The following is a 26,656-nucleotide window of genomic DNA, read 5'->3' as shown; positions in this document are numbered from 1 at the left end:
ATCTGACGCAGATTTGCCGGGTGGTTGAGCTTTCTCCCAAACCGGCTAGTTCTTGTTCAAAGAAAGACCGGCAGGGCGATTGGAACACAAAGAGATTTTCCCCAATGTAGGCAGCGGTGACGACCGCACGCTGATCCGCGCGTTGCTGCAGCAGCCACGTGCGCATGCGGTCCACGATATGCTGGAACGCAAGTTCGAGATCGTGTTCCCCCTGCTGCTGCTGTTTGTCGCCGCACTGTCCTATATCGGGGCGGACCGGCGCGCCTTGCTGGAGCTGGCCGAATACACGTTCATCAGCCACCTGCCCCATCCCGCCAGCATCCTGCTCTTGGTTGGGTTCAGCCTGTTCCCGAAATCGAAACAGCCCTTTTTTGCGGTGTCCTTTCTGGTGATCCTACTGCTGTCGACGCTCTGGACCTTTCATTCCGGCGTCTACGATCTGCCTCCAGCGCTGGGATTTGCTGAATTTCTGATCCTCAGTACCGTGTTCAACGCGGTGCTCGGTCTGTCGCTGGCCTGGATTGCGTTGCAACTAGAGCACCATTTTGCCCGCGGCCCCTTGAAGCCAACCCTAGATGTGTCGCTTTCGGCCACGCTGTTTTCGGTGGTTCTGTTTGTGGGCACGCCCATCGCCCTGATCGGGGTCTGGGCCGGCCAGCGCTGGCTGGGGCTGCAATACGGCGATGATATGATGATCCTCGGCGCCACCCAGATGGTGCGCACCGCCGTGTTCAGCTGCATCTGCCTGATCTTTGCACTTTACCCACCACCCCTGGGGGTAGTGCTGAAATCGCTGCCGATTGTCCTGCTCTTTGTGCTGATCGGGCTCGTCGACAAACCGCTTGGTTGGCAGACCGAGCGGGTGTTCACCATGATGTTCGCCATCTCGCTGCGTTTTGTTTTGCCTGTGACTGTGGCCCTGCCGATCACCTTGCTTGGCATTGTGACCCAACGCATTGTGATCCCCGATGAGACGATGAACTGGTCGCAGGATTATCTGATCTTTGCGGTGCTTCTGGCCGTTGTGACCATGTTCGACCTGATCCTTCTCAACCGACGTGCAGTGTCGCGGCGCAACCGGATGCTGCGCCAGAAGCTGCTGAATTCCTTTGAGTTCTCCAAGTTTGGTTACTTCCTTTACAGTTCCAAACTGCAGCGGTTCTGGCTGGATGAGATGATCCGGATCGCGCCACATCGCACGCTGAGTGACACCGGCCCCGAAACCCTGCGCCGGATGCCCCCCAAAGACGCCGAGCGGCTGGCCCGCATCCTGTCGAACCATGCACCAGAACCACAGGGGCTGATGATCCGGATCGCCGATGGGCCGGTCTGGGATGAGGACAAACCCTACCGCGTTTACCGGCTGCATTCGGTGTCCGAGATGTCGTGGCAATATGGCTTGGTCACGCTGGGCACCTTGACGGACATCACCGAGGTGCATGAGGCCTCCAGCGCGCTGCAGGACACCCTGAGCCAGCTGGAGCTTAGCAAGGAACGCCAGCACCGGCTGTTTGCTCTCATCTCGCACGAGCTGCGCACTCCGGCAGCGATCCTGTCCATGATGGCGGACAAGATGAACGCGGAAGAAGAGGACTGGACCACGCTGGGGCCACGTTTCAACAATGTGCTGGAGCAATTCCTGACCCTGATGGACGACCTTGGCAGCGTTGTGCGTGACGAAGACCTGCTGCCCGCCAATGAAACCAGCTTCCGCCCCAATGAGTTGCTACAGCACCTGTCCAACGTCTATCGCTCCATCGCCGAAGATGCCGGGTTGTCGATCGACCTGCGCAGTTCGCAGAAATACGACGCGTTGCGGGTTTCAGATGTCGGCCGATTGCAGCAGATCCTAGGCAACCTGATCCGCAATTCGATACTGCATTCAGGCGGCAGCCAGCTGGTGATTTCCTACCGCGAAGAGCTGGTGATGGGGGACCTCACTGGCAAATGGGTGATCGAGGACAACGGCAAAGGCATTCCCGAGGCCCTGCAGCCCGGGTTGTTCGAACCTTTCAACCGCCAGACCCGCGGTGTGTTTTCCAGTTCGGAAGGCACCGGGCTGGGCATGTATATCGTCAAACTTTTCGCCGAAAACCTGCGTGGATCGGTCTACTTTGATCCCCCAGAAAGTGGCGGTGCGCGTTTTGTGGTTACTGTGCCTCTGAAACGTGATGAGGTGCTGAAACCCGCCGAAAAATCCGCAACGGGCGGGCCGGTGATGGATCTGCCGGTCTTGCTGGTGGAAGACAACGATCTGGTTGCTGAGATTACCCAATCGCAGCTGCGCAAACACTTCAGCCATGTGATGCATCTGGAAACCGCGGAACAGGTGCTGGAGCAGATCGAGGCACTGGCCCCGAAGGTGGTGCTGACCGATATCAACCTGCCTGGCATGAACGGGCTTACCCTGTGCCGCCGGCTGCGGGATCAGGGGTTTGAAGGGCCGATCTTTGGCCTGAGCGCCGGGGCAAATGAGGCCGAAGAGCTGCGCGAGGTGGGCGCTGACGGGATTCTCAGCAAACCGTTGGCGATGCGTAAATTCCAGCAGGAGCTGGAGGTCGCCATGCGCCGTCGCGGGGTGGAGATTGCCTCGGGCGAGGCTGAGGACGCCAAGAAACAGGCGTGATCACGGCCCGCACCCCAGCGAGGGGCGGCGCATAAGGGTCCGTTTGGCTAACAGGACGCAAACAAAAGGGCTGCCTCAACGGGCAGCCCTTTTTGTGGATAAGGTTTTCCTCAGCCGATCCGCGCTGTGAACAATGGCAGGCGGGACAGGAAGGCACGCGCTTCATTGCGGAATTGGGCCTCAGCCCGCGCACTGTCGATCCGGTCGCGCAGCGCCCGTTCCAGCGCGGTTGCGGCCAGCGCCAGATCCTTTTCCCCGATCTGCCCTGCCTCTGCGACCACGCGATGCGCCATCGCCATCCGCTCACTGCGGGACTGGTTCGGTTCAAAACTGGTTTGCAGACGATCCGTCAAACGGCCGATGAACTTCAAAACCCAGTTCTTGCCCATCAGGGACACGATTTCCTCCAGCTCGGCAAAGCTGTAGCTGTTGTCCTTGCGGGCGCGGCGTTCCACATCACCTTCGCCCGCATCGGCAAGGACACCGGCAATGGCAGCCACCAGATCGTTGATCTGGAACGGTTTTGCCAGAAACGCATTGGCCCCGGCCAGCATCATCTGTTCGATTTCATCCGGCATGCTGGTCGCCGAGAAAGCCACCACCGGCACGTCACAGAACGGCGCGGGCAGACACCGGATCCGGCGGGTCAGTTCCATCCCGCTGACCTCGGGCATCTGCATATCACAGAGCACCACGTCAGGGTTATAGGCCACGATCTGATCCAAGGCTTTCAACGGGTTATTGACCACCTCAACATGGATGCCTTCGCGTTTCATGATGCGACGGATCAGATCACCAGTGTCTTCACTGTCATCCACCAGCATCACCCGTTCAGCGGCGGCGTTAAGCACCGACAGTTCCGGCACCTCAACGGGCAGTTCGGATTTTCCGTCCACCACCGGCAGGTCCAGATAGAACCAGAAGGTCGTGCCCTCACCGGGTTTGCTGTGCAGCTGAATGTCACCGCCCATGCTGCGCACCAGCCCTTGCGAAATCGCCAGCCCCAGACCGGAGCCCCCGTTGTTCTGCAGCTCCAGACCTTCGGAGATCTGACTGAAGCGCTCAAACAGCTGGGCCTGATCTTCTGGCGCAATACCGATGCCGCTGTCCTGCACCTCCAGACGCAGACGCGCCATATCGACTCCGTCCACCGTGTCCAGCTTGGCGCTGACCCGCAGGGTCACGCCGCCTTCGGCGGTGAATTTAATGGCGTTATTCAGTAGGTTCAGCACCACCTGACTCAGCCGCAGCGAGTCACCTTTCAGCAACCGGGGCATATTGGCCGACACCTCAGAGGTGAGGATCAGCCCCTTGCCTTGCGAATGGACCGAGACCAGATCAATCGCCTCGCGTACCAGTTCATTGAGGGAAAATTCTTCGTCGCGAAGCTCTAGCCCGCCCTCTTCGATCCGCGACAGATCCAGCACATCATCGACGATGCGGCTGAGGGTGCGACCGGCCGTGTTCAGGCGCGACACCTGTTGTTTCTGATCCGCCGAGAGCGGCTCTTTGCCCAGCATTTCGGAAAAGCCGAGGATAGCATTCAGGGGGGTGCGGATTTCATGGGTGATGGTTGACAGGAAGCGGCTTTTGGCGCGGTTGGCCTGATCGGCTTCGGCGACGGCATCGCGCAGCTGGTCCTCAACCTCCTGACGGCGGGCCATTTCGCGAAACCCGGTAATCAGCACCAACGACAACAGGAACAAAGTGCCCGCAAGGAAGGCAACCAGCAGGAAAACCATGAAACGGGTTTTGTCCACCAACCCGCCAAAGCCGGATTGGGTGACCTGAGATTGTTGGCTCTGGATTTGATGAACAACGTCATGGAACTGCGCGGTTTCGGCCCGCATATCGGCCCAGTGAGCAGTGTTGCCCGGTTCAAACACGGCGGCGCGGGCCGTTTCAAACAGGATGGCGTTCTGCTGACGCAACACAACCAGACCTTCAAGTCCCCCCTGCAACTCACTGATCCGGGTGAGTTTTTGCATTTTAACCTTCAACGCCGTTTCACGCTCTGCCAATCCAGCCAGGGCAGCGCGGGGATTGTTCTGCAAAGCGATAACATCCAACCCATCGCCCAGGCGGTCAATCTCGCCCAAAAGCTCCTGACCAGCGGCGGCCGAGGCCACCTCGCGGGTGCCATTGGCGACGGTTTGCACAATGCCAAAAATCTCAAACACCGCAGCAGCGGCCAAAAGGCCTGCAAAACACAGGTTGATCAGCGACCGGCGGAGGGTGGTGTTGGTCGGCCCTTTGGCGCGGGCCGTGTCGGCGTCATCCTCGGGATCAACAGGATCCTCCGGTTCGGCCTTAAATCGATGTGACGCGGAAAAATACGTCATGGGACACTCATACCTTTAGGACAATAACGGGGCTCCAACGGCGACCGCGGAGGTGCGGTTGGAGACGCCAAGTTTGGCAAACAGCGCGGTCATATGCACCTTCACGGTGCCAATGCCGAGGTTCATTTCGCGGGCGATTTCTTTGTTCGACATGCCCTGCACCAGAAGTTCAAGCACACGACGCTGGCGCGGCGACAACTCTGGAATTTCAGCGGCCTCTTCAACTGTTTCAGGCGCGGGTTCAGGCACATAACGGGCCGCTTCGGCCAGCTCTTCGGCATCCGCAACCGTGGCAACCTCAGTGCCGGATTCAAACGCCAGAACAACCGCTTCAGGCGCCTCTGCGGCGGGATCCGCATGCGGGGCAAAAGCGATCGGGTCCTCTGGCGGCTCATGCAGCAGTGCGGGGGCATAGATCCGGCCCTGCAGGATCTGACCAATGGCCAGCTTCAACTCGGAAATGCCCTCGGCCTTGGAGACATAGCCATAGGTGCCGGCGGCCAGCGATTGCAGGACGTCATTGCGATCCTGCGAGGCTGAAACAACGGCCAGTTTGCGGATTTCGGGATGGGTCTGCCGGATATGTGCCAGACGGGCGGGCCCGTCCATGCCCGGCATTCTGAGGTCAAACAGGGCCAGATCCACACGGTCACAGCCCGCCATGATCTGTTCGGCCTGTTCCAGGTTGGAGGCTTCAAACACTTCGGTGAAACCAAATTTTTCCAACAGGATCGTCGACAGCGCCATGCGGAAGTATTCATCATCATCGGCAACCAGCGCCACCGTGTCGGTCAAAGAGATCAGCGGCTGATCAAGTCCACCGCCTTCACCAAGCAGCTGCCCCGCCATCGAACTGTCGATGTAGACTTTGCCTTCTGCAACCATCCGCAGCGGAGTGTCCAACACGTCATCAGCCATGTTCAGCACAATGCCGTTCACCCCTTTGCGCAGGGCCAGGCGTGCCAGGCACATATCGATTTCGACCCCGACAAGCGCCACATGCAGATCCGGCGACAGGCGCAGCGCCTCGGCCACTTTGCCCGCTTCCAGCATCTCTTCGTTGAAACTTTCCAGGGCAAGCACTTCGAAGTGTTCGGCTTCCAGTGCTTTGGTCACGTCCAGCCAGCTGTGCACCACCTTGAGGGAAATCGGACCGTCTTTGGCAATGGCAAGGGCGGGTTCCGCGCTGTCACAAAGGACCAGCACCCGCAGCCCCGCATGGCCATCTTTGCCAGACGGCGATGGCCAGCGATCCGCAATCAGTTCAGACCCAAACGGCATGTCGTTCATTAAATTGTCCGCTCTGTTCTGGTGTGAGGTGCATCAAGCTGCCTGGGCCTAGAGAGGAGGGGGCCGGGGTGGAGGATGCACACGATTCTCATAAAAGAATGTAAACCAAACGGGCGCATTTGGCCGTCACGCATAGGTCTACTGGTTGGCTCCATTCGGGAGCAGCCTACATACTTTTTGCCAGTCGCCCCTCCGTTTCCGCCGAAAAATCTAGGCCACTCGGTTGAATTGTGCGATCCGGCTCCAAGGCGCATTATTGGAGAGCACACCCGTCCTGTGTCCTGTGTTTGGGCGCTTGGTTCTGCGGTGCTGCGTAAAGTTTCTGTTGCTTAGTCACTATCAGTATCGAGGTTACCATGTTCGGCAAAAGAACCGGCCCTGTCGCCGCCAAGAAGGCCAGCCGCCCTGCCCCGGCTCCTGAACCAGCACGCAAAGCAACACGGGTCGAGCCTGCGCCCAAGCCCGCGCCGGAACCCGCCCCCCAGGCCCCCAAGCCCAAGATGGAAGCGCGCTCCCCAGTCCCTACAGAGGCGGACAGTGCGCGCTATAAGTTAAAGGCCGAGATCATGGAGACCCTGATCTCGATGCTGGACATCAACCAGCTGGCGCAGATGGGGGAAGACGAGGAACGCAACGAGATTGCCAATTACGTCACCGACATTCTGGCGGTGAAAAAAGAGGTTATTTCTGACAGCGAACAACGCGATCTGATCTCGGATATCACCAATGATATTTTGGGCTATGGCCCACTGGAGCCCCTGCTGGCGCGTGACGATATTGCCGACATCATGGTCAATGGCACCGACCCGATTTACATCGAGGTCGCCGGCAAGATGGAACGAACTCCGATCCGGTTCCAGGACAACCGACAATTGTTAAACGTCTGTCAGCGGATCGTGTCTCAGGTGGGGCGCCGGGTCGATGAATCCAGCCCGATCTGTGACGCCCGCCTGCCCGACGGCAGCCGTGTGAACGTGATCGCTGGCCCACTGGCGGTGGATGGCACAGCGCTGACAATTCGGAAATTTCGCAAGGATTCTCTGACGCTGGACGATCTGGTGAAATTTGGATCAATCACCCCAGAAGGTGCCGACATCCTGAAGATCATCGGCAAGGTGCGCTGCAACATTCTGGTGTCGGGTGGCACGGGATCGGGCAAGACAACCCTGCTGAACTGCCTTGCCGGCTTTATTGAACTGACCGAACGGATCGTGACCTGCGAAGACGCGGCCGAACTGCAGCTGCAACAGCCGCATGTGGTGCGTCTGGAAACCCGCCCGCCTTCACTGGAAGGCACCGGTGAGGTCACGATGCGTGATCTGGTAAAGAACTGTCTGCGGATGCGTCCAGAACGGATCATCGTGGGCGAGGTGCGAGGGCCTGAGGCCTTTGACCTGCTGCAGGCAATGAACACGGGCCATGACGGCTCGATGGGGACGGTGCACGCGAACACACCGCGTGACGCCATGTCCCGTATGGAGGCGATGATTACGATGGGTGGATCCCGACTGCCTGTCCGAACCCTTCGCGAAATCATCGCCTCCTCGGTAGACGTCATCGTGCAGGCTCAGCGCCTGCGCGATGGCTCCCGCCGGATTACCCATATCACCGAGGTTCTGGGCATGGAGGGCGACGTGCTAACCACGCAGGACCTGCTAGTTTACAAGATCCTCGGAGAAGACGAAAACGGCAAGATCATAGGCCGCCACGAAAGCTGTGGCATCAGCCGTCCGAAATGCTGGGAGCGCGCCAAATACTTCGGCTGCGCGGATGAACTGACAGAGGCGCTGCGCGCTTCGGAGGCCGAAGACGATGGGATGATGCACCATGCTTGAGCTAATCCAAGACTATCAACTGGGCCTTCTGGAAGCGGCCATTTTCCTCTCCGTCTTTGTGATGGTGGTGGCGCTGATGTTGGGCTCCAATGAGAAGGCCAATGACAGCCGGTTGAAGAAACGGGTCAGCACCGTCAGCGGCGGTCGGTCCGGCCGCTCGGTGCCCGGATCGGATGCCATCGACGCAGAGCTGCGCCGCCGCCAGATCCGCTCGGCGATGAAGGACAACAAGAAGGGTGGCAAAGGGGCCAATTTCCAGACCCAGCTGAAACAGGCCGGGTTGGATTGGTCCAAACGCAAATTTGTTGTGGTCTGCCTGATCACCGCGCTGGCCAGTTTTGCCGGCCTCTCTGTCGGCGCACAGCTGAGCCCGATTATGGCCGCGCCCGGCGCCGCCTTCCTGGGTCTGGCCCTGCCCTATTTCTTTGTGATGCGTGCCACCAAAACGCGCCTGAAGAAATTTGCCAATGAATTCCCTGCCGCCCTCGACATCATTGTCCGGGGCGTCAGCGCCGGTCTGCCCCTCAGCGAATGTCTGAAAACCATCGCCAAAGAAACCAAAGAGCCGGTCCGCAGCGAGTTTCAAATGCTGCTGAATGACCAGTCGGTTGGCATGACCTTGGAAAAGGCCGCCCACCGTCTGGCCGTGCGTGTGCCACTGGCCGAGACCTCGTTCTTTGCCATTGTTCTGGCAGTTCAAAGCCGTTCGGGCGGGTCGCTGAGCGAAATTCTGAACAACCTCTCTCAGGTTGTGCGAGGTCGCAAGATGCTGGATGCGCAGATCAAAACCATGTCGTCAGAAGCCAAGATGTCCGGTCGCATGATCGGTTCGATGCCACTGTTGGTGGCCGGGGCGCTTTTCTACCTAAGTCCCGAATATATTGCCGTTCTCACCGGCACCTCCACCGGCCAGATGGTCCTTGCTGGCGCGGGTGTCTGGATGTTCACCGGTGTGATGGTGATGAAAAAAATGATCAACTTCGAGGTGTAAGGAGGGTCACATGTCTTTGCCATTTTCGATCTTTGACGTTCTTTCCCCCCAGACCATGGCGATCCTATTGATCTCGGTCGCGGGCTTCCTTGTGGTGCTGGGCCTTGCCATGCCCATGCTGAAGAAAGAAAACCTGCAACGCCGTCTGGCCAAAGTGGCCATCGAACATGGCGGCATGCAGACCATGGTGCAGAAGAAATCCCTGATGACCCAAATGGGACTGGCCGGGAACAGCCGCGCCACCCAACGCGCCAATGTCTTTGCCAAGCTTGCCGGCACCCAGTCCACGGCCATTCTGCGCAAACTGCGTATGGCGGGGATCCGCAGCAGCAATGCTCTGGGCGTCTATGTGATGCTGTCGCTGCTGTTGCCTGTGGTGCTGGGCCTGATTGCGATCTTCTATGGTGTGGTGATCTTTGAAAAAGACCCAACCCCGCAGAACTTGGTGATTTTCGGCGGCGGCGGTGGTTTCCTGGGCTTCCTGTTGCCCCGGCTTTACATCAGCAACCGTATCACCAAACGCCAACAGTCCATTCAACGGGCCTGGCCGGATGCTTTGGACCTGCTGTTGATCTGCGTAGAATCGGGCTATGGCATCGACGCCGCCCTGATCCGCCTCTCAGAAGAAATCGGCACGCAATCCGCCGAACTGGCCGAGGAAATTTCGCTTACGGCGCTAGAACTTTCCTACCTTCAAGATCGCTCACAAGCCCTTGATAACTTTGTCGAACGTACCGGCATGGATCCTGTGCGCCAGGTGGTTGGATCGCTGAAACAGACGGAAAAATACGGCACAGATCTGGGCCGCGCCCTACGGGTGCATGCGCAGGAAAGCCGCGATCTGCGGCTGGAGCGGGCCAAGGAAAAAGCGGCCTCTCTGCCGCCCAAATTGACCGTGCCGATGATCGTGTTCTTCCTGCCGATCCTCTTTGTGATCATCATCGCGCCGACCATTATCCAGATCAGCCAAACCTGATCCCCCCAGTTAAGACCCCACCACTCACCAAACCAAGGCGCGGCTCCGCAAGGGACCGCGCCTTTTCCTTTTCCGCTAGATGGCCTCCCCCCAATTGCTTTTCAGAAGCCTTCGCGCAGGCTGGAAACGGGATTTTCCCGGATGTCCGGCGTGGTCCACAGCCCCCACCGGAACAGCGCCGCGTCACGCCGAACTGGTCCACAGATAATCGAGCCACGCCCCTAAAGTGTCCCAGCATCGGTGCCGCGATTCGCCCAAAGGGAATCACCGCAAAACATGTTTCTCAGCACCACCTCTAACAGTCTTGCGCACCAGGTCGTTCAGGATATGAGCCGCTTGATACAGGTCAAAATCTAACGTGATTTCCGCCTGTTAGCGCCTCCAAGGGACAGTGACCTACCCCAAAAGTAGGGGGTCATAGCAACTTTGGCATCTCATCCACCCAGTCCATTTGCTCTTTTGTCCTAGGGTATCCGGCCGAATTTCGCGTGCCCCTTTTTTGCCGCATTCTCTTAATCACGGACGGTCACTCGAGCAGTCTCGGACCTACCCAGTCTGAGGACCGTCCGTCACCAAACTGTCAGCCAAAGAGCGACACCGAAATTTTGTCCCCCCGGTAACCAGTACCGGATACTCTGAAAGGAAAGTCCCATGAAAAAGTTTCTGACCAACTTCGCCAAAGGTGAATCCGGCGCGACCGCAATTGAATATGCGCTGATCGCTGGCCTGATCTCTGTTGTTGCGATCACCGCCCTGACCACCCTGGGGGGAAACTTGGACAGTACCTTCACCACCATCTCCGATACTTTGGCGGTTGAAGAAGCTGAATCGTAAGACCCGGTTTCACGGTTCTGGTGCCCGGGCCTGACCGGCCCACCCTACCAAAGACGGGAGAGGGTCATGTATCTCAGTGGTCTTGCCCTCTTCTCTCTTGCCGGTTTCGCCATCGTCACCTTGATGGCAGCGGCCCGGGACATCAGAACGAAGCCGATCCCCCAAGGCCTCATCCTCACTCTGCTAGGTGGCTTTCTGCTGCTCGCCGCAGGATCCGGATGGAGCCGGGAAGAAATCGCAGCCAGCCTGATCGCCGCCACAATGGTGTTGTTCGTCGGGCTGCTGCTTTCCGCAATGGGATGGGCCGAGGTCAATCACGGCAAACTTGCCGCTGTATTCACCCTCTGGCTTGGCGCCCATCAGACTTTGGACTTTGTTCTGCTAAGTGGTCTGATCGGTCTCTTCGTCACCCTCCTCCTGGCCTGTCTGCCCCGTCTGGGCTGGCGTGCCGCTCTGAAGACCGGATCGCGATGGTTTGCAGATCAAAGAGGCCTCCCCGTCGGGGCGACCCTTGCCACCGCCGCCATCATCCTGATCCCCTATTCCCCTTGGGTCACCTCTGTTGGGTGACCTCTCTGTGCAACCTGTCTTGACCTCCAACCCGAGGGCGTACCTATGTTCCGATCGTTAATCATTGTCACAGCGCTGGTCTGTGGTGGCTCGGCCACCATGCTGGTCAACATGTCCGTGCCGAAAGAATCGGAAACCGCCCAAGCACCCGAAGTGGTCCAGGAAGCCCCGACCGTTAATGTTCTTGCCGCCCTGCGCACCGTTGAGCCCGGCGCCGAACTAACCGAGGACGACCTTGGCTGGGTCGAATGGCCCCGCAACGCGCTGCACCCAAGCTTTGTCTCGCAGGGGGATGTGCCGGATGCGCTGAAGAACACTGTGGGTGCAATCGCCCGCACCGCCATGTATTCTGGTCAGCCCATTCTGCCCGAAAGCTTCGCTGACACCCGCCAGGGCTACCTGTCCTCGCTTCTGTCGCCCGGCATGCGCGCCGTTGCAATTGAGATCAGCGCCGCCAAAACCGCCGGTGGCTTTGTTCTGCCCAACAACCGCGTCGACATCCTGCTGACCTCGCGTTGCGAAGACGACATGATGTGCCGCACCCGAATGAAAACCGACACTATTCTGCAAAACGTGCGTGTGCTGGCAATTGACCAGTCGGGCACTGTTGCTGACGCCGAAAGCGCCGCCCTCTTGGGCAAAACCGCAACGCTGGAACTGATGCCTGGTGACGCGGAACTGGTGATCGCAGCCGAGGCCAGCGGCCAGCTGTCGCTGCTGCTGCGCTCCATCGATGACAATGAAGTGTTTGAACCGGAAGAGGTTGCCGCGCTTGAGCCCGAGCCCGCCCCGGCCCCCGTGATCGTCGAAAAACCGCGCACCGTAAAAGTGAACCGCGGTGGTGTCTCCGAAATTGTCGTACTCAACTAAGGTCTAATCAGAGGTAAACGGTATGAAGATCTTCACCAAATTCACCGCTGATCCCGCAGATCCGGACAACGTCGGCGGCATGCGCCCGGCCATTGGCCGCCTGCCCGCGATGACCTGCGATGCCTTTGCAGCAACCCCGCAAACCCGCAACGCCCTGCAGCAAATGCAGGCCAGCCGCCACCTGAGCCGCGTGCGCTGCCAGTTGATGGGGGGCGGTATGGAACAGGCCATTGCCGCCTATGAAGAAGGCGACAGCCCTGATCTGCTGATCATCGAAGTGGACGATGACCCGACCAAACTGTTTGCCCAACTCGATGATCTGGCCGAGCTTTGCCGTGTCGAAACCGAACTGGTGCTGATCGGCCCGTCCAATGACATCACGCTGTACCGTGCGCTGACCCGTCAGGGCATCGCCGACTATCTGCAGACCCCTGTCACCGCGCCTTTGATGGTGACGGCGCTGTTTGAACTGTTCCGTGACCCGGACAAAGTGCACCTGGGTAAAATCCATGCCGTGATTGGCGCCCGTGGTGGCGCCGGCTCTTCGACCATTGCCCATAACGCGGCCTGGATGCTGGGGGAGCAAGCCCGCGCCCAGTCGATCCTGGTGGATCTGGATTTCGAATTCGGTACCGCTGGCCTCTGCCTGAACCGCAACCCGGAACAGGACCTGATCGGCGCGATTGCCAATTCCGAGAAACTGGACGACCAGAAACTGGAACGTCTGCTGATCACCTATGATGATCAGCTGCGCCTTCTGGCCGGCCCGCAAAACCATCAGCAGGACCGCGAACTTGATCCCGAGGCGCTGGCCTATTCGATGGACCTGATCCGCGTTCTGGCCCCACATGTGGTGCTGGATCTGCCCTCTACCCTGACGCCACTGACGCGCAAAGCGCTCTATCTGGCGGATGAAGTCATTCTGGTCGCCACACCGGACCTTGCCAGCCTGCGCAACACCCGCAGCATGATCGAAATGCTGGCCTCGATCCGGATTGGTGAAAAGAAACCCCATTTGGTCCTGAACCAGATCAAACAGCCCAAACGCCCTGAAATCAAACCCACCGATTTCGTCAAGGCGCTTGGGGTCGAAGAACCTATCGAGCTTCTCTTCGACGCCGCCAAATATGGAAGTGCTGACAATAACGGCACCTTGGTGGCCCAACATAAACAGAACCGCACCCAGCGTCAGGCCTTTGGCAAACTTGCCACCGCCCTGAGCGGCTTGTCCAATCCCAAGGACAGCGCTGTTGGCCTGCGGTTCTTCAAACGCTCCGCAAAGTCCAAAGGCTGATCCCACAGCCTTTGCGGTGCGTCCCAGTTTCCTTGGGGGGGACATCGCCCTGCCTTTTTGTGCAGGACGTTGCCTGAGGTATCGATGCCAGTCCGACCTGGGGGTTGGGCTGGCATCGGTCGTTTGGGGCCTGGGCCCAAGCAATACACCGCCCCTCTGGGCAAGCGTGCAATATGTCACTAGGGTTCCCCGAAACGACCGGAGGAGAGCCCGAGATGAGCCGCAAACTGTCCCTGCCTGACAGCCCCAACATGGACGCCCCTGCCGCGGATGGCCGCCTCTTTGCCCCCTCTGCACAGCGCAACCTGCCCCATATCATCGACCTTGTGCGCCACCATGCCCCCGCCACCGGCAAGGCGCTGGAAATCGCCTCTGGCACTGGCGAACATGTGACCGCCCTGGCCGCCGCGCTGCCGGATCTCTCCTGGCAACCCAGCGATCCGGACGCCGACCGCCGCCGCTCGATCAACGCCCACGGCGCTGGTCAGTCCAACTTGGCCGAAGCAATTGCCCTCAACGCCACCGCCACAGGCTGGTCGCGCGAACACGGCGGACAGGACCTGATCCTGTTGGTGAACCTGCTGCACTTGATCTCTACCGCGGAGGCCAAACAGCTGATCGCCGAAACCGCGCAGGCGCTGGCGCCGGGCGGCGTGTTCATCCTCTACGGTCCCTTCCTGCGCGACGGCGAAGCAACTTCGGAAGGTGACCAACGTTTTCATGACACGTTGCAGACCCAAGACCCCGAGATCGGCTACAAAGACGACTGGGATGTCATCGACTGGCTGCAGGGCAATTGGCTGGAACTGGTGCAGGTGGTGGAAATGCCAGCCAACAACCTGTCTTTCATCGCCCGCCGCCCCGCCTGAACCTCTGCCAAAATCCTAGCCTGTATCCCTAGGTGAAATCTCAGTGCGACCCTACGTCATGTCCTTGCAAGCTGACCCAGATCAAAGTTGACGCTACCCGCCCGTGCTCTTACTGCTCGCACACATTCAATTATGATAATGCGAGTAGGAGCCCTCATGGCGTGGAAAGAAAAATTCGCCGATGTTAAATCCCAGGTCCGCAACCTGCATGGCGCCATCCCCGACACCGCCAAAGCCTTCGGGGCCCTAGGTGCCACGGTGAAAGGCGACGGTGCATTGGATCACAAGACCAAAGAGTTTGTGGCGCTTGGCATTGCCGTGGCCAGCCGCTGCGAACCCTGCATCATGTTCCATATCGACGCCCTGATCCGCGCCGGCGCCAGCCGTGATGAAGTCAGCGAGACATTGGCGATGGCGATCCAGATGGGCGGTGGCCCGTCGATGATGTATGCCAGCAAAGCGTTGGAATGTTTCGACGAATTGAGCACCTCCTGAAAGAAGTGCTGGGGTTGAGCCGCTCACTTAGGGGCGCTGCCCCGTCCGACTGCGTCGGACTCCCCGGGATATTTGGACCAAGAAGAAGCCGCATTCTCTTTGGCACAAATATCCGCGCCGCAGGCCATAAAACAAAGCGCGCCCCGACAGGGGCGCACAATATCACTTCTCTTTTTGAACCCTTAGCCGTTCTGGCGGATGGTTTCGTTTTTCGGGTCATAGGGGCTGTCACAGGTGACGGTGGCATCCCACAGCTTGTCTTGCATTTTCACCTTCAGCTTGGTGCCTTCCACAGCCAGATCCGGCGTGACATAGCCCATGCCAATCGATTTCTCAAAGGCCACCGAATAGCCACCCGAGGTCAAGCGGCCTACCCGCTCGCCTTCGGGCGTGTAAAGCACCTCACGGCCCCAGGGGTCGGCATCCTCCGGCCCGTCGATCAACAAGGTGCAGCATTTCACCCGCACACCCAGTTCTTCCATTGCGGCCTTGCCGTGGAAGTCTTTGCTGAGGTCGATGAAGCGCGGCAGATCAGCCTCGGCCGGGGTGGCATCGCGGCCCAGTTCGGTGCCAAAAGCGCGGTAACTCTTCTCTTGGCGCAGCCAGTTCTGCGCCCGTGCGCCGACCAGTTTCATACCGTGTTTCTCACCGGCTTTCTCCAAGAGGTCGAACAGGTAGTTCTGCATCTCTATCGGGTGATGCAGCTCCCAGCCCAGTTCACCGGTATAGGCCACACGGATCGCATTGACCGGGCACATGCCCAGTTCGATCTGGCGCGCCGACAGCCAGGGGAAACGTTTGTTCGACAGAGCTGTTTCGGGATCTGCGTCCACGATCACCTCTTTCAGCACGTCGCGCGCTTTGGGGCCAGCGATGGCAAAAACGCCCCACTGGGTGGTGACATCCTGGATCTCGATGTAGCCGAACTCTTCCATCTTGTCTTCGGCGGCTTTGCGCAGGAAGTCAGCGTCATATTCCGTCCAGGCCCCTGCGGAGACGAGGTAATAGTTATTCTCGCCATTGCGCACGATGGTGTATTCGGTGCGGGTGGTGCCGTGGCTGGTCAGCGCATAGGTCAGGTTGATGCGGCCGATTTTCGGCAGCTTGTTACAGGTGAACCAATCCAGGAACTGGGTGGCGCCGGGGCCTTTGACCACATGTTTGGTGAAGGCGGTGGCATCGATCAGGCCGACGCCTTCGCGGATCGCTTTGGCCTCCTCCACAGTATATTGCCACCATTTGCCCCGGCGGAAGCTGCGGCTTTCCTCATCAAAATTGTCCGGCGCATCAAGCGGCCCATAGTAGTTCGGACGTTCCCAGCCATTGACCCAGCCAAACTGCGCGCCGCGTTCTTTCTGCCGGTCATAGGCGGGTGAGCACCGCAAAGGCCGGGCAGCGGGGCGTTCCTCATCCGGGTGGTGCAGGATGTAGACGTGCTCGTAGCACTCTTCGTTTTTGCGCGCGGCAAACTCGGTTGTCATCCAGTTGGAGGAGTAGCGTTTCGGATCAAGCGAAGCCATGTCGATCTCGGCCTCACCGTCCACCATCATCTGGGCGAGGTAATAACCGGTGCCGCCTGCCGCGGTGATCCCGAAGGAGAAGCCTTCAGCCAGCCACATGTTGCGCAGCCCCGGCGCCGGACCTACCAGTGGGTTGCCATCCGGGGTGTAGCAGATCGGGCCGTTAAAATCGTCTTTCAGACCGGATTCGGCACAGGACGGCACCCGTTCGGTCATCTTCATGTACTGTTCGGCAATCCGGTCCAGATCCAGCGGGAACAGATCGGCGCGGAAGCTATCGGGCACACCATGTTCAAACCGCGCTGGTGCGTCTTTCTCGTAGATGCCCAGAATCCAGCCGCCTCGTTCCTCACGGGCGTAGGACTGCGCATCAGCGTCGCGCACAACGGGGTGTTCAGCGTTGCCTGCCTCGCGCCATTTAACCAGCTCAGGATCCTGATCCATCACGATGAAGGTGTGTTCCACCGGGATCGCCGGCATTTTGATGCCCAGCATCTTGGCGGTGCGCTGCGCATGGTTGCCCGAGGCAGTCACAACGTGTTCCGCAGTGATCACAACCTTTTCGTCGGATTCCACCAGATTGCCACCCTTTTCCACCATCTTGGTGCAGGTGACCTCCCAATGGGTGCCGGTCCAGTGGAAATCATCGGCCTGCATCTTGCGGTGGATCTCGACACCACGCTGGCGGGCGCCTTTGGCCATCGCCTGGGTCACGTCGGCGGGGTTAATGTAGCCGTCTTCGGTGTGATAGATCGCCCCCTTCAGGTCCGAGGTCTCAATCAGCGGCCAGCGCTCTTTGATCTGATCCGGGCTCAGCCATTCATATTTCACGCCACAAGTTTCGGCGGTGGAGGCATAGAGCATATACTCATCCATCCGCTCCTGGGTCTGCGCCATACGCAGGTTGCCCACCACGGCAAAACCGGCGTTCAGCCCCGTCTCTTCTTCCAGCGTCTTGTAGAAATCCACCGAGTACTGGTGAATATGGGTGGTCGCATAGCTCATGTTAAAGAGCGGCAGCAGCCCGGCCGCATGCCAGGTCGAGCCCGAGGTCAGCTCGTCGCGCTCAATCAGCATAACATCGTCCCAACCGGCCTTGGCCAGGTGATAGGCGATCGAGGTGCCAACGGCCCCACCGCCGACAACAAGTGCTTTGACTTGGGTTTTCATGTGCGAGCCCCTCCGATGGACGCAAGTATCTTCTTCGATTTGCCTGTGATCTTGCCGTGTTCTGCGCCGCCCCTCTCAACCCAGCCGACCTCTGATCGCGCGAAACCGACACCGATGTCGGTTCTCACGGCCCGCCTCGGAAGAGGCGAAAGGCGACGTAACGTCCCGTCCGCAAATCGCCCCCTTGCCGCATCGCAGCACACACCGTAAATATACGGTAGATCAAATGGTGTCTTGGGCGCCAAACGAACACGGAGGAACGGCATGAAGATCTGCCGGACAGTGGAGGAAACGCGCGCCGCTGTAGCCGCGCTGCGTACTGCAGGCCAACGTATTGGCTTTGTACCGACCATGGGGGCTTTGCATGCAGGGCATATGTCGCTGGTCTCCTTAGCAAAAACTGCGAGCGAGGCCACGGTGGCGTCGATTTTTGTCAATCCCACTCAATTTGGCCAGGCGGCAGATCTGCAAAGCTATCCACGGGATGAGGCGCGTGATCTGGCGATGCTGCAAGAGGCTGGTGTGGAGATTGTCTTCCTGCCCGAAGTGACCACGATCTACCCGCCGGGCCATGAAACCATCGTGGAAACCACCCATCTGGCCAATATTCTGCACGGCAAAATCCGTCCGGGCCACTTTCGGGGCGTGACCTCGGTGGTGACCCGCCTGTTCAACATTGTGCAGCCCGATGTCGCCGTGTTTGGCGAAAAGGACTATCAACAGCTGCAGGTGATCAAGCGCATGGTGGCCGATCTGCATATGCCGGTTGAGATCCTTGGCGGCCCCATCTGCCGAGAAGCGGACGGGCTGGCGATGTCCTCCCGCAACCTGCGCCTGACAGCAGAAGATCGCGCCGCCGCCGTGGTGCTGTCACAGGCGCTGCAGGCGGCCGAAGATCTGGCCAAAACCGGCACCACGGTGGAGGCAATCCGCGATGTCATCGCCAACACCATTGCCACCGAACCCCGCGCCACCCTGCAGGGACTTGATACGGTGACCGCCGACACATTGGACAATCTGCACGGCCCCCTGACCACACCGCTGGCCGTGATGCTGTCCGTTCAGTTCTCCGACATTCTCTTGATTGACCAAAAGGTGATCCAGCCATGAGCAGCCAAACCCCGATCCGCCGTACCACCGTGCCGCAAATCACCGCCCGCAAAGGGGCGGAGCCGATTGTTTCACTGACCTCTTACCACGCCCACACCGCCGCCATTGTCGACAAATACGCCGACTTCATCCTTGTGGGCGACAGCCTCGGCATGGTGATGCACGGCATGGAAAGCACCGTGGGCGTGCCGCTGGATCTGATGATCATGCATGGCAAAGCGGTGGTGCGCGGCACCCAGAAGGCGCTGGTGGTGGTGGACATGCCCTTCGGCACCTATGAGGAAAGCCCCGCCGTCGCCTTCCGTAACGCGGCCCGCATCATGAAGGAAACCGGCTGTGGCGCGGTAAAGCTGGAAGGCGGCGCACGAATGGCCGAAACCATCCGCTTCCTCACCGAACGCGGCATTCCGGTGATGGCGCATATCGGCCTGACACCGCAGTCCAGCCATGTCATGGGCGGCTTTAAAACCCAAGGCCGCGACGAAGACAGCTGGCCCGCCCATGAGGCCGACGCAACAGCCGTGACCGAGGCCGGCGCTTTTGCACTGGTATTGGAAGGCATGGTGGAACCGCTGGCCGCCAAAATCACCAAACAGGTAGAGATCCCCACCATCGGCATCGGCGCCTCGGCCGAATGTGACGGGCAGATTCTTGTGCTGGAGGACATGCTGGGTCTCAACGCCTGGACGCCAAAATTTGTCAAACAATATGGCGACCTCGGCCCTGCCATCGACCGCGCAGTCTCGGACTATGCCGAAGACGTGAAATCCCGCACCTTCCCGGGGCCAGAGCACACTTACAAATAGGAAAACAAAGCCGATGGGGCGCAAGGGGCGCTGCCCCGCCCGACTGCGTCGGACTCCCCGGGATATTTGGACCAAGAAGAAGCCGCTTTCTCTTTGGCACAAATATCCGCGCCGCAGGCAAGCCCGAGGCCGCAAGGCCGAGACATTCTGCGCGCCGCAGGCGCACATCTGGATTGCGCGTGTCTGCACAACTGGGGTGTGTTCATGGGGATTTGTCTGTGAGCTGACACAGGCCATATCCTTGGCAAAGCTAAGGAGACACCCCATGACCTTCAGACCTGTTGTAGCCACCTCGCAATCCCAGCCCGCCATGGAAGGCGCCGGGGTGCATTTGCACCGTGTGTTCGGATTTGACGATCCCAGCCTGACCGATCCATTCTTGATGATGGATGATTTCCGCAACGATGATCCGCGGATGTATTCCAAGGGCTTCCCCTGGCATCCTCACCGCGGGATTGAGACCATCACCTATGTGCTGGAAGGAGAGGTGGAACATGCCGACAGCCTCGGCAACCGTGGTATTCTGGGACCGGGATCGATCCAGTGGATGACCGCAGGGTCCGGCATTGTGCATCAGGAGATGCCCTTGGGGGATGCCAAGGGGCAGATGCATGGGTTTCAGCTTTGGGCCAATCTGCCGCGAGATCTGAAGATGACCAAACCGCGCTATCAGGACATTGGCGCCACTGACTTGCCGGTGGAGGTGGATGATGACGGCACCGTGGTGAAGGTGCTGATCGGCTCATTCTGGGGCAAACAAAGCCCGGTGGATGGCATTGCGGCCAATCCGATGTTGCTGGACATTTCGGTGCCTGCGGGACGGCGCAAAACCTTCAAAGTGGACACGCGGGCCAATGCTTTGGCCTATGTCTTTGCCGGATCTGGCCAGTTCCGCGATGCCTCCAACCCGATCGGCATTCAGGTGGAGAAAGAATATCAAGGCCAGGAAATGGCGTTCCGTGACCAGAGCGGCAACCGCACTTTGGTGCGTTTTGGTTCCGGCGATGAGATCACGGTACAGGCGGGGGACGAAGGGTTGCGGTTCCTGTTGATGACCGGCCGCCCCATTCAGGAGCCTGTGGCTTGGCATGGGCCAATTGTGATGAACACACAGGCCGAACTGCGGCAGGCTTTTGATGAACTGAACAAAGGCACCTTTATCAAACATGACGCCAGGGCCTGAGGCCCCGACGTTCGAGAGGCAATACGATCCGGGCTTCGGCCTGAGCTTCGGTCCGGATCAGTTTTGTGCAAGATGCTGCAGCACCGCCTCATAGGCGCGGTCGCGTCCCGCGGCAATTTCCTCCGGCAGCACCGGCACTGCAATGTCGACCGGCACGCCTGCACCTTCGAAGTTCTCACCCGCCGCATTCAGGTAGCGTTCGTTGGACAGCGACACGGCCCAGCCGTTGGGCAGGGTGAGGAAGGACATATCCGACAGGATGCCATTGCTGGGCGCGCCAACAAGCGTGACATTGTCAAAATGCGACAGCGCCAGCGCAAAGGTTTCCGCCGCCGAGATGGTGACCCCGCTGGTCAACAGGTAAACCGGACCGTCCCAGACATGCGCATTGGCAGGCTGAATTGTCAGCGGTGTGTCGGTATGCCAGCGACCCTGCTCCCAAACCGCTTTGTTGCCGATCTCGACAGAATCAGAAGTCAGTTGCGCCGCTAAAGCGTAGCCTGCCAGATCGCTGCCGCCAAAATTCACACGTGTATCGATCACCAGTGCCTTCATCTTTGGCTCGGCAGTCAAAAGCTCGCCCATAATAGAGGCCATCGTCACCTCACCCGCGACCAGCGCATCGTCGAAGTTGATCAGCGTCATATAGCCCAGCCCTTCGGCGGTCATGCCCAGCCCCATGGAACTTGCCGGGCGGGTGCCTTCGGGTGCGTGGAGCGTAAAGGCATTGCGCACGACATTGACCATTTGCTCGGCCTCCAGCCCTTCGGCCCACTCCGGCAAGACGTCATCGGCAATCTGGCCTTCTGGGGTAATCAGGGAGACATGGCCGTCACGCAGTGGCCCCAGCATCTGGATGAAGATGTTCAGCAGGGTTTCATCATCGGTTTCGGCCGTGACCTGCGGCCGATAGGTGGCACGCATCTCGTCCCAGTTGACGCCGCGCAGATCGAAATAGGCGTAGTGTTCCTGAAACCCGTGCCAGAGCACGTCGAAACTGGCCAAAGCATCGCTGCCAGGCCGGTTGGTGCAGCTTTCGGGCAGCGCATCGGCGCGGGTGAAGGAGATCAGGTTGGCTTTGCCCAGATCCAGCAGCAGCCTGTCCTCTTCCAGCGTCAGTTCGCCCTGTAGAGGCCCGAGCGCCCCGCCCATGCCATTAAGGGTGATGTCTTGCAGGCGGGCCACGGCCCCGTCACGGATCACGCTTTTGATCGATGCCATTGAGACACAGCCGCCAGCAGTGATTTGGTCAATCGTGGCCTCTTCGCCGGTGACGCTCAGCCAGAAACCGTAGCCCTGCGCCTGCCAAATGCCGTCAATATCTGACTTGTCTGCGTTGGCTGCGGCAGGCCCTGCGAAACTGGCGCTGAGGCCAGCGATAACGGCAGCGGCACAGGCGCTGGGAAAAATGCGTTTCATCAAATCGCTCCAGAAATACAATCTGGGTGCGATGTAGGAACGGTAGTCACCGAGTTTCAAGAGAAAACGGGGGACGTTTCCGTCCCCCCGCATCCATATTAGTCAAGCGCCTGCAGAACCAAATCTGGCGGTCGGTGCCCGTCGGCGAAAGTTTTCACGTTGATGATGACCTTTTCCCCCATCTCAACCCGCCCCTCTTCGGTGGCGGATCCCATGTGCGGCAGCATCACCACATTGGACATGGCCCGCAGATCGGGATTGGCCTCTGAGCCATGTTCGTAAACATCCAAACCCGCGCCGGCCAGTTCGCCCGCTTTCAACTGGCGGGTCAGCGCGTTTTCGTCGATCACCTCACCGCGAGAGGTGTTCACGATCACGGCGGACGGTTTCATCAACCTCAGGCGCCGCGCATTCATCAGGTGGAAGGTCGAGGGCGTATGGGGGCAGTTGATCGACAGCACATCCATACGGGCGACCATCTGATCCAGACTGTCCCAATAGGTCGCCTCCAACGCCGCCTCGGTCTCTTCACGCAGGCGGTGACGGTTGTGGTAGTACACCTGCATGCCAAAGGCGCTGGCGCGGCGTGCCACGGCCTGGCCAATGCGACCCATCCCCAGAATGCCCAGACGCCGGCCTGCAACACGGCCACCTAGGAAGGAGGTCGGCGCCCAGCCGTTCCAGTCACCGGTCTGCATCGCTGCCAGACCTTCGGGGATGCGGCGGGTCACCGCAAGGATCAGGGCCATCGTCATGTCGGCGGTGTCTTCAGTCAAAACGCCGGGTGTATTGGTCACCTGAATGCCACGCTGCCGGGCGGTGGCGACGTCAATGTGGTCCACGCCAGCACCATAATTGGCGATCAAGCGCAGCTGTGGCCCTGCCTGCGAAACCAGCCCATTGTCGATCCGGTCATTCAGCGTCGGGATCAGCACATCGGCCTCGCGCATGGCAGCGGCCAGTTCATCACGGCTCATCGGGGTGTCGTCAGGGCGGAGCTTGACGTCGAACAGCTCCTTCAGGCGTGTTTCCACCACGTCGGGCAAGCGTCGCGTGACAACAACACTCAGGCGTCCAGATGCCATCTTGGCCTTCCTCTTCTTCAATTACCGGCGCGTTGATGGCACAGTGCGGGATAACGCAACGGGCCACAAGGGGTCCGCAATAATATTTCGCGCACGACCAAGACCACGGCAACAATACGCCTCAGCGGCTTGGAAATCACGACGCGAATACACTGAGGACGCAGTCAGGATGTTTCGACGCCCGTTGATCCATGCCCTTTTGGGCCTTGCCCTGTTGGGCGCTATGCCGGTTGGTTTGGCCGCTGAAACCGCCAAGCCCGAACGCGGGCCGGTGACCAATCTGCCTTTGCCACGCTACGTCTCGGTGAAGGCGGCAGAGGCCAATGTGCGACGCGGGCCTTCCTTGACCCATCGAATCGACTGGGTGTTCAAACGCCGCAATATGCCGGTCGAGATCACCGCAGAATACGGCCACTGGCGCCGCGTGCGTGACCGCGACGGTGCAGGCGGATGGGTCCATTATTCGCTATTGTCGGGGGTGCGTCATGTGATTGTGGATCATGATATGCTGGCGCTGCACGTGCGGCCCGACCCAAAGACTGCGATTTCGGCCCGTGTTGAGCTTGGCGTGATCGCCCGTATGGAAAAATGCACCCCAGATTGGTGCCGCCTCAACGCAGGCGGTTACCGAGGCTGGGCCCCGAAGGACAAGCTCTGGGGGGTTAAACCGGAAGAGTTGAAGGACTGACCAGCTCCGCTCTTGCACCGGCACAAGAACGCCGCTTAGGCTGGCAGCAGTTTTCATTCTGCTTTGCTATAGACCGATGCGCATTCTTCTGATCCTGACCTTTCTTGCCCTCCTCCCAATGAGCGCCCTGCCCGCGCTTGCTCAAACCGCCCCTGTGACGGAACAGCCCTCCAGCCCTATCTCGGTCGAGGACAGCGCAACAGTGGACGCCGCCATTGCGGTGCGGATCCGCGATATCCTGACCGAGCTGGAAGGCTATGAAGATGTCACCGTCACCGTCACCTCTGGCATTGTGACACTGAAAGGCACCACGCTGAATGCCGAACTGGCAGAAGCCCTGAGCGAATTGGTCACCCGCGTCGACGGGGTGGTCGCCATCCGCAACGAGGTAGCGGAAACCACAGATGTGGTGGAACGGCTGAACCCGGCCATGGAGCGGTTCCGCCAACGGATGAGCCAGATGGTGGCCTATCTGCCGCTGCTGATGGTGGCGGTTCTGGCCTTTGCCATTGTATTTGGCGCGGGCCTCTTACTGGCACGGATGCGCCAGCCCTGGGACCGTCTGGCCCCCAATGCCTTTATCGCTGACATTTACCGGATCGTGCTGCGGTTGGGGTTTCTGGTGGCTGGCCTTGTGGTGGCGCTGGACATTCTGGGGGCAGCTGCGCTGCTGTCGACCATTCTGGGCGCAGCAGGGATCATTGGTCTGGCCATCGGTTTTGCGGTGAAGGACACGGTTGAGAACTTCATCGCATCGATCATGCTGTCGATCCGCCAACCCTTCCGCCCCAATGATGCGATTGAGATCAATGGCGATGAAGGCAAGGTCATCCGTCTGACCAGCCGAGCCACCATTTTACTCAGCTGGGACGGCAACCATATCCGCATTCCAAACAGCACCGTCTTCAAGTCCCGCATCGTGAACTACACCCGCAACGCCGAGCGGCGGTTCCTGTTCGACGTGGGGGTTGCACCGGACACGGATCTTGGCGCGGCGCTGAAACTGGCAGAGGAGGCGCTGGCCGCCCTGCCCTTCACCCTCGACACCCCGTCGCCTTCGGTCTGGATCGATGGGATCGGCGACAGCACCGTAACCCTGCGTATGGTCGGCTGGATCGACCAGCGCGAAACCGGGCTGCTGGCGGCCAAATCCGAATCCATTCGGATGATTCTGACCCGGTTCACCGAATCCGGCATCGCGATGCCGGAGCCCACCTACCGTTTGATCGACATTTCCGCCGAGTCAGCCGCGAATGCGGCGCCTCAATCCGCCCTCGATTCCCCAAAATCCGGCGCTGCCCCCGTAGAACCCACAGCCCCCGCCGATGCTCTGCGCGATGTGCATGACCACAACGAAGATGCGCTCGACCAGCTGGTGAGCGAAGAAAGGCAAGAAACATTGGGGGATGATCTGCTGCAGAAAGACGGCGCACAGGAATAGTGAAAAAACTGTCATTTTTTCTCAAAAGAGGTCTTGCACCTCCCCGCCACGTTCCGTAAATACCGCCACACAAGTTGGGGTGTAGCCAAGTGGTAAGGCACCTGTTTTTGGTACAGCGCATCGTAGGTTCGAATCCTACCACCCCAGCCAACTTCCTCTGACAATCTCAGCAAATCACGACCACACCGAGAGCCGTTCGGAGTGTGCTGTCGCTGCCCTTTGCATGCCGTGTCCTGACGTGCCGCTGCCGACAGACGCGAAGGCGTATGGGGTTTGAAACGCGAGAGACCCTCCGTTGCTTCTTTGATTTCAGATGCACGGATTTCCTCAGTTTTGCGGCTGTATGGCAGGACCGCGCATACATGTGTTCACATCATCCGCGGGATAAACATTATCGCTTCGAGGTCGCGTGCGCCTTGAATACTGACGCCAGATTATCCCCAGAGTATCCTAGGGCGATGCCTGCAAATTATTTGAGAACTGAGAATACAACAGATGAATAAGATTACCCAGCACAACCCATACGGCGCAACAACTGAAAAAGACGTTGTGGCCTTCGAAGAATCTATTGGCTATCGATTGCCCGTGTCCTACCGCCAGTACCTTCTAAGTTCTAATGGCGGCAAATTTGAAAACTATTTTTTCCATGCCATCAGCTTTGGACAATCTGAAATTCACCCCATCCATGTGTACTTTCGACTGGGCGCAGCCCCCGAATTCGCGAGACTAGAAAACATGTACCCGTTTTCTCAATTTCATGATCTTGATGGGTTCTCTGAAGAGTTTAAAAAGTACCTTTGCTTTGCAGACAATCATTATGGTGACGATCTGTTGATGGATCTCGAACGAGGGACAATTTATTTTTATCGGAGTGATGACGACGGCGATAAAGACAGTTTCGGAGACTTGGAGATTGTCAAAGTTGCGCCAAACTTCCGTGACTTTGTTGATAACATGATATCCAAAAAGGAAGCATGGCGACTGTCGGATTGATGTGGTGTTGCGCGGCTTCATCAGACTGTGCTGAGCTTATTGGCCGCACAACATTGTCCCTGCAATGTGTCCCGCCCACCCCAGATAATTTCTTCTGATACGTCAAGCCGTTGCGGCCTTTGCCGTCCTCTCACCTGCGGTCACACGGGTCAGATAGCCCTTCTAAACCCGCCTGTTCTGCGTCAGACTAGGTCGCCGATGCTGCTGTCATTGGGACTGGGATATGCAGCATGACGCAGGGAGGGGCGC

At 59.1% G+C, this 26,656-nt stretch carries 21 protein-coding genes and 1 tRNA gene; 17 read left to right on the top strand and 5 right to left on the bottom strand.

Annotation, left to right across the window (positions count from 1 at the left end; all coding sequences use genetic code 11):
* The first annotated feature begins 79 nt into the window (after positions 1–79).
* Positions 80–2,626, top strand: a complete 2,547-nt coding sequence (locus tag SIC14_RS14880; RefSeq protein WP_412562703.1) for a response regulator — start codon at positions 80–82, stop codon at positions 2,624–2,626.
* Positions 2,627–2,736: 110 nt separating this feature from the next.
* Here the strand turns inward: SIC14_RS14880 and SIC14_RS14875 are convergent, their stop codons facing one another.
* Positions 2,737–4,968 (bottom strand): ATP-binding protein, encoded by a 2,232-nt coding sequence (locus SIC14_RS14875; protein WP_412562702.1) that lies wholly within the window; start codon positions 4,966–4,968, stop codon positions 2,737–2,739.
* A gap of 15 nt (positions 4,969–4,983) precedes the next feature.
* Positions 4,984–6,258 carry a response regulator gene (locus tag SIC14_RS14870; RefSeq protein WP_412562701.1) on the bottom strand — a complete coding sequence of 425 codons (1,275 nt, stop codon included), beginning with the start codon at positions 6,256–6,258 and terminating at the stop codon, positions 4,984–4,986.
* A gap of 356 nt (positions 6,259–6,614) precedes the next feature.
* Here SIC14_RS14870 and SIC14_RS14865 point away from each other — a divergent pair, with 356 nt between their 5' ends.
* The 9 genes from SIC14_RS14865 to SIC14_RS14825 all read left to right on the top strand — a co-directional run bounded on the left by SIC14_RS14865 (position 6,615) and on the right by SIC14_RS14825 (position 14,992).
* The gene (locus SIC14_RS14865) at positions 6,615–8,093 is read left to right on the top strand and encodes a CpaF family protein (RefSeq protein ID WP_412562700.1); all 1,479 of its coding nucleotides are present in this window, start codon (positions 6,615–6,617) and stop codon (positions 8,091–8,093) included.
* On the top strand, positions 8,086–9,084 hold the full coding sequence (locus SIC14_RS14860; RefSeq protein ID WP_412562699.1) for a type II secretion system F family protein: 999 nt from the start codon (positions 8,086–8,088) through the stop codon (positions 9,082–9,084). The genes SIC14_RS14865 and SIC14_RS14860 overlap by 8 nt, the downstream gene beginning before the upstream one ends.
* A 10-nt stretch (positions 9,085–9,094) precedes the next feature.
* Positions 9,095–10,060 (top strand): type II secretion system F family protein, encoded by a 966-nt coding sequence (locus SIC14_RS14855; RefSeq protein ID WP_412562698.1) that lies wholly within the window; start codon positions 9,095–9,097, stop codon positions 10,058–10,060.
* A gap of 651 nt (positions 10,061–10,711) precedes the next feature.
* Positions 10,712–10,894 carry a Flp family type IVb pilin gene (locus tag SIC14_RS14850; protein WP_412562697.1) on the top strand — a complete coding sequence of 61 codons (183 nt, stop codon included), beginning with the start codon at positions 10,712–10,714 and terminating at the stop codon, positions 10,892–10,894.
* 66 nt (positions 10,895–10,960) lie between these two features.
* Positions 10,961–11,464 carry a prepilin peptidase gene (locus SIC14_RS14845; protein WP_412562696.1) on the top strand — a complete coding sequence of 168 codons (504 nt, stop codon included), beginning with the start codon at positions 10,961–10,963 and terminating at the stop codon, positions 11,462–11,464.
* A gap of 45 nt (positions 11,465–11,509) precedes the next feature.
* The gene (gene cpaB, locus SIC14_RS14840) at positions 11,510–12,334 is read left to right on the top strand and encodes a Flp pilus assembly protein CpaB (RefSeq protein ID WP_412562695.1); all 825 of its coding nucleotides are present in this window, start codon (positions 11,510–11,512) and stop codon (positions 12,332–12,334) included.
* A gap of 22 nt (positions 12,335–12,356) precedes the next feature.
* Complete coding sequence (locus SIC14_RS14835; protein WP_412562694.1) at positions 12,357–13,628, top strand: AAA family ATPase; 1,272 nt, start codon at positions 12,357–12,359, stop codon at positions 13,626–13,628.
* Between the two features lie 215 nt (positions 13,629–13,843).
* Positions 13,844–14,497, top strand: coding sequence for a DUF938 domain-containing protein (locus tag SIC14_RS14830; protein ID WP_412562693.1), 654 nt, complete (start codon positions 13,844–13,846; stop codon positions 14,495–14,497).
* A 156-nt stretch (positions 14,498–14,653) separates the two neighbouring features.
* Positions 14,654–14,992, top strand: a complete 339-nt coding sequence (locus tag SIC14_RS14825; RefSeq protein WP_412562692.1) for a carboxymuconolactone decarboxylase family protein — start codon at positions 14,654–14,656, stop codon at positions 14,990–14,992.
* Between the two features lie 182 nt (positions 14,993–15,174).
* On the opposite strand, the gene SIC14_RS14820 is transcribed toward SIC14_RS14825, so the two are convergent.
* On the bottom strand, positions 15,175–17,682 hold the full coding sequence (locus SIC14_RS14820) for a GcvT family protein (protein ID WP_412562691.1): 2,508 nt from the start codon (positions 17,680–17,682) through the stop codon (positions 15,175–15,177).
* A gap of 264 nt (positions 17,683–17,946) precedes the next feature.
* Here SIC14_RS14820 and panC point away from each other — a divergent pair, with 264 nt between their 5' ends.
* From panC to SIC14_RS14805, 3 genes are all read left to right on the top strand, one after another.
* Positions 17,947–18,792 (top strand): pantoate--beta-alanine ligase, encoded by an 846-nt coding sequence (gene panC / locus SIC14_RS14815; protein WP_412562690.1) that lies wholly within the window; start codon positions 17,947–17,949, stop codon positions 18,790–18,792.
* Positions 18,789–19,598, top strand: coding sequence for a 3-methyl-2-oxobutanoate hydroxymethyltransferase (gene panB, locus SIC14_RS14810; protein WP_412562689.1), 810 nt, complete (start codon positions 18,789–18,791; stop codon positions 19,596–19,598). Before panC ends, panB begins: the two co-directional genes overlap by 4 nt.
* Before the next feature lie 265 nt (positions 19,599–19,863).
* Positions 19,864–20,781 (top strand): pirin family protein, encoded by a 918-nt coding sequence (locus SIC14_RS14805; protein ID WP_412562688.1) that lies wholly within the window; start codon positions 19,864–19,866, stop codon positions 20,779–20,781.
* A gap of 57 nt (positions 20,782–20,838) precedes the next feature.
* On the opposite strand, the gene SIC14_RS14800 is transcribed toward SIC14_RS14805, so the two are convergent.
* On the bottom strand, positions 20,839–22,200 hold the full coding sequence (locus SIC14_RS14800) for a S41 family peptidase (RefSeq protein WP_412562687.1): 1,362 nt from the start codon (positions 22,198–22,200) through the stop codon (positions 20,839–20,841).
* A gap of 98 nt (positions 22,201–22,298) precedes the next feature.
* Positions 22,299–23,285 carry a 2-hydroxyacid dehydrogenase gene (locus tag SIC14_RS14795; RefSeq protein WP_412562686.1) on the bottom strand — a complete coding sequence of 329 codons (987 nt, stop codon included), beginning with the start codon at positions 23,283–23,285 and terminating at the stop codon, positions 22,299–22,301.
* 169 nt (positions 23,286–23,454) lie between these two features.
* On the opposite strand from SIC14_RS14795, the gene SIC14_RS14790 reads away from it, so the two are divergent.
* The 4 genes from SIC14_RS14790 (at position 23,455) to SIC14_RS14775 (ending at position 26,407) form a co-directional block, all read left to right on the top strand.
* Positions 23,455–23,973 (top strand): SH3 domain-containing protein, encoded by a 519-nt coding sequence (locus SIC14_RS14790; protein WP_412562685.1) that lies wholly within the window; start codon positions 23,455–23,457, stop codon positions 23,971–23,973.
* Between the two features lie 76 nt (positions 23,974–24,049).
* Positions 24,050–25,414, top strand: a complete 1,365-nt coding sequence (locus SIC14_RS14785) for a mechanosensitive ion channel domain-containing protein (protein ID WP_412562684.1) — start codon at positions 24,050–24,052, stop codon at positions 25,412–25,414.
* Between the two features lie 75 nt (positions 25,415–25,489).
* Positions 25,490–25,564, top strand: a tRNA-Gln gene (locus SIC14_RS14780).
* Positions 25,565–25,909: 345 nt separating this feature from the next.
* Positions 25,910–26,407, top strand: a complete 498-nt coding sequence (locus SIC14_RS14775) for an SMI1/KNR4 family protein (protein WP_412562683.1) — start codon at positions 25,910–25,912, stop codon at positions 26,405–26,407.
* The last annotated feature ends 249 nt before the right edge of the window (positions 26,408–26,656 follow it).

Source organism: Thalassobius sp. MITS945101 (assembly GCF_047123305.1).
GTDB lineage: Bacteria > Pseudomonadota > Alphaproteobacteria > Rhodobacterales > Rhodobacteraceae > Thalassobius.
Note: the sequence above shows the minus strand (reverse complement) of the source record. Positions and strands in the feature narration are given on the sequence as shown.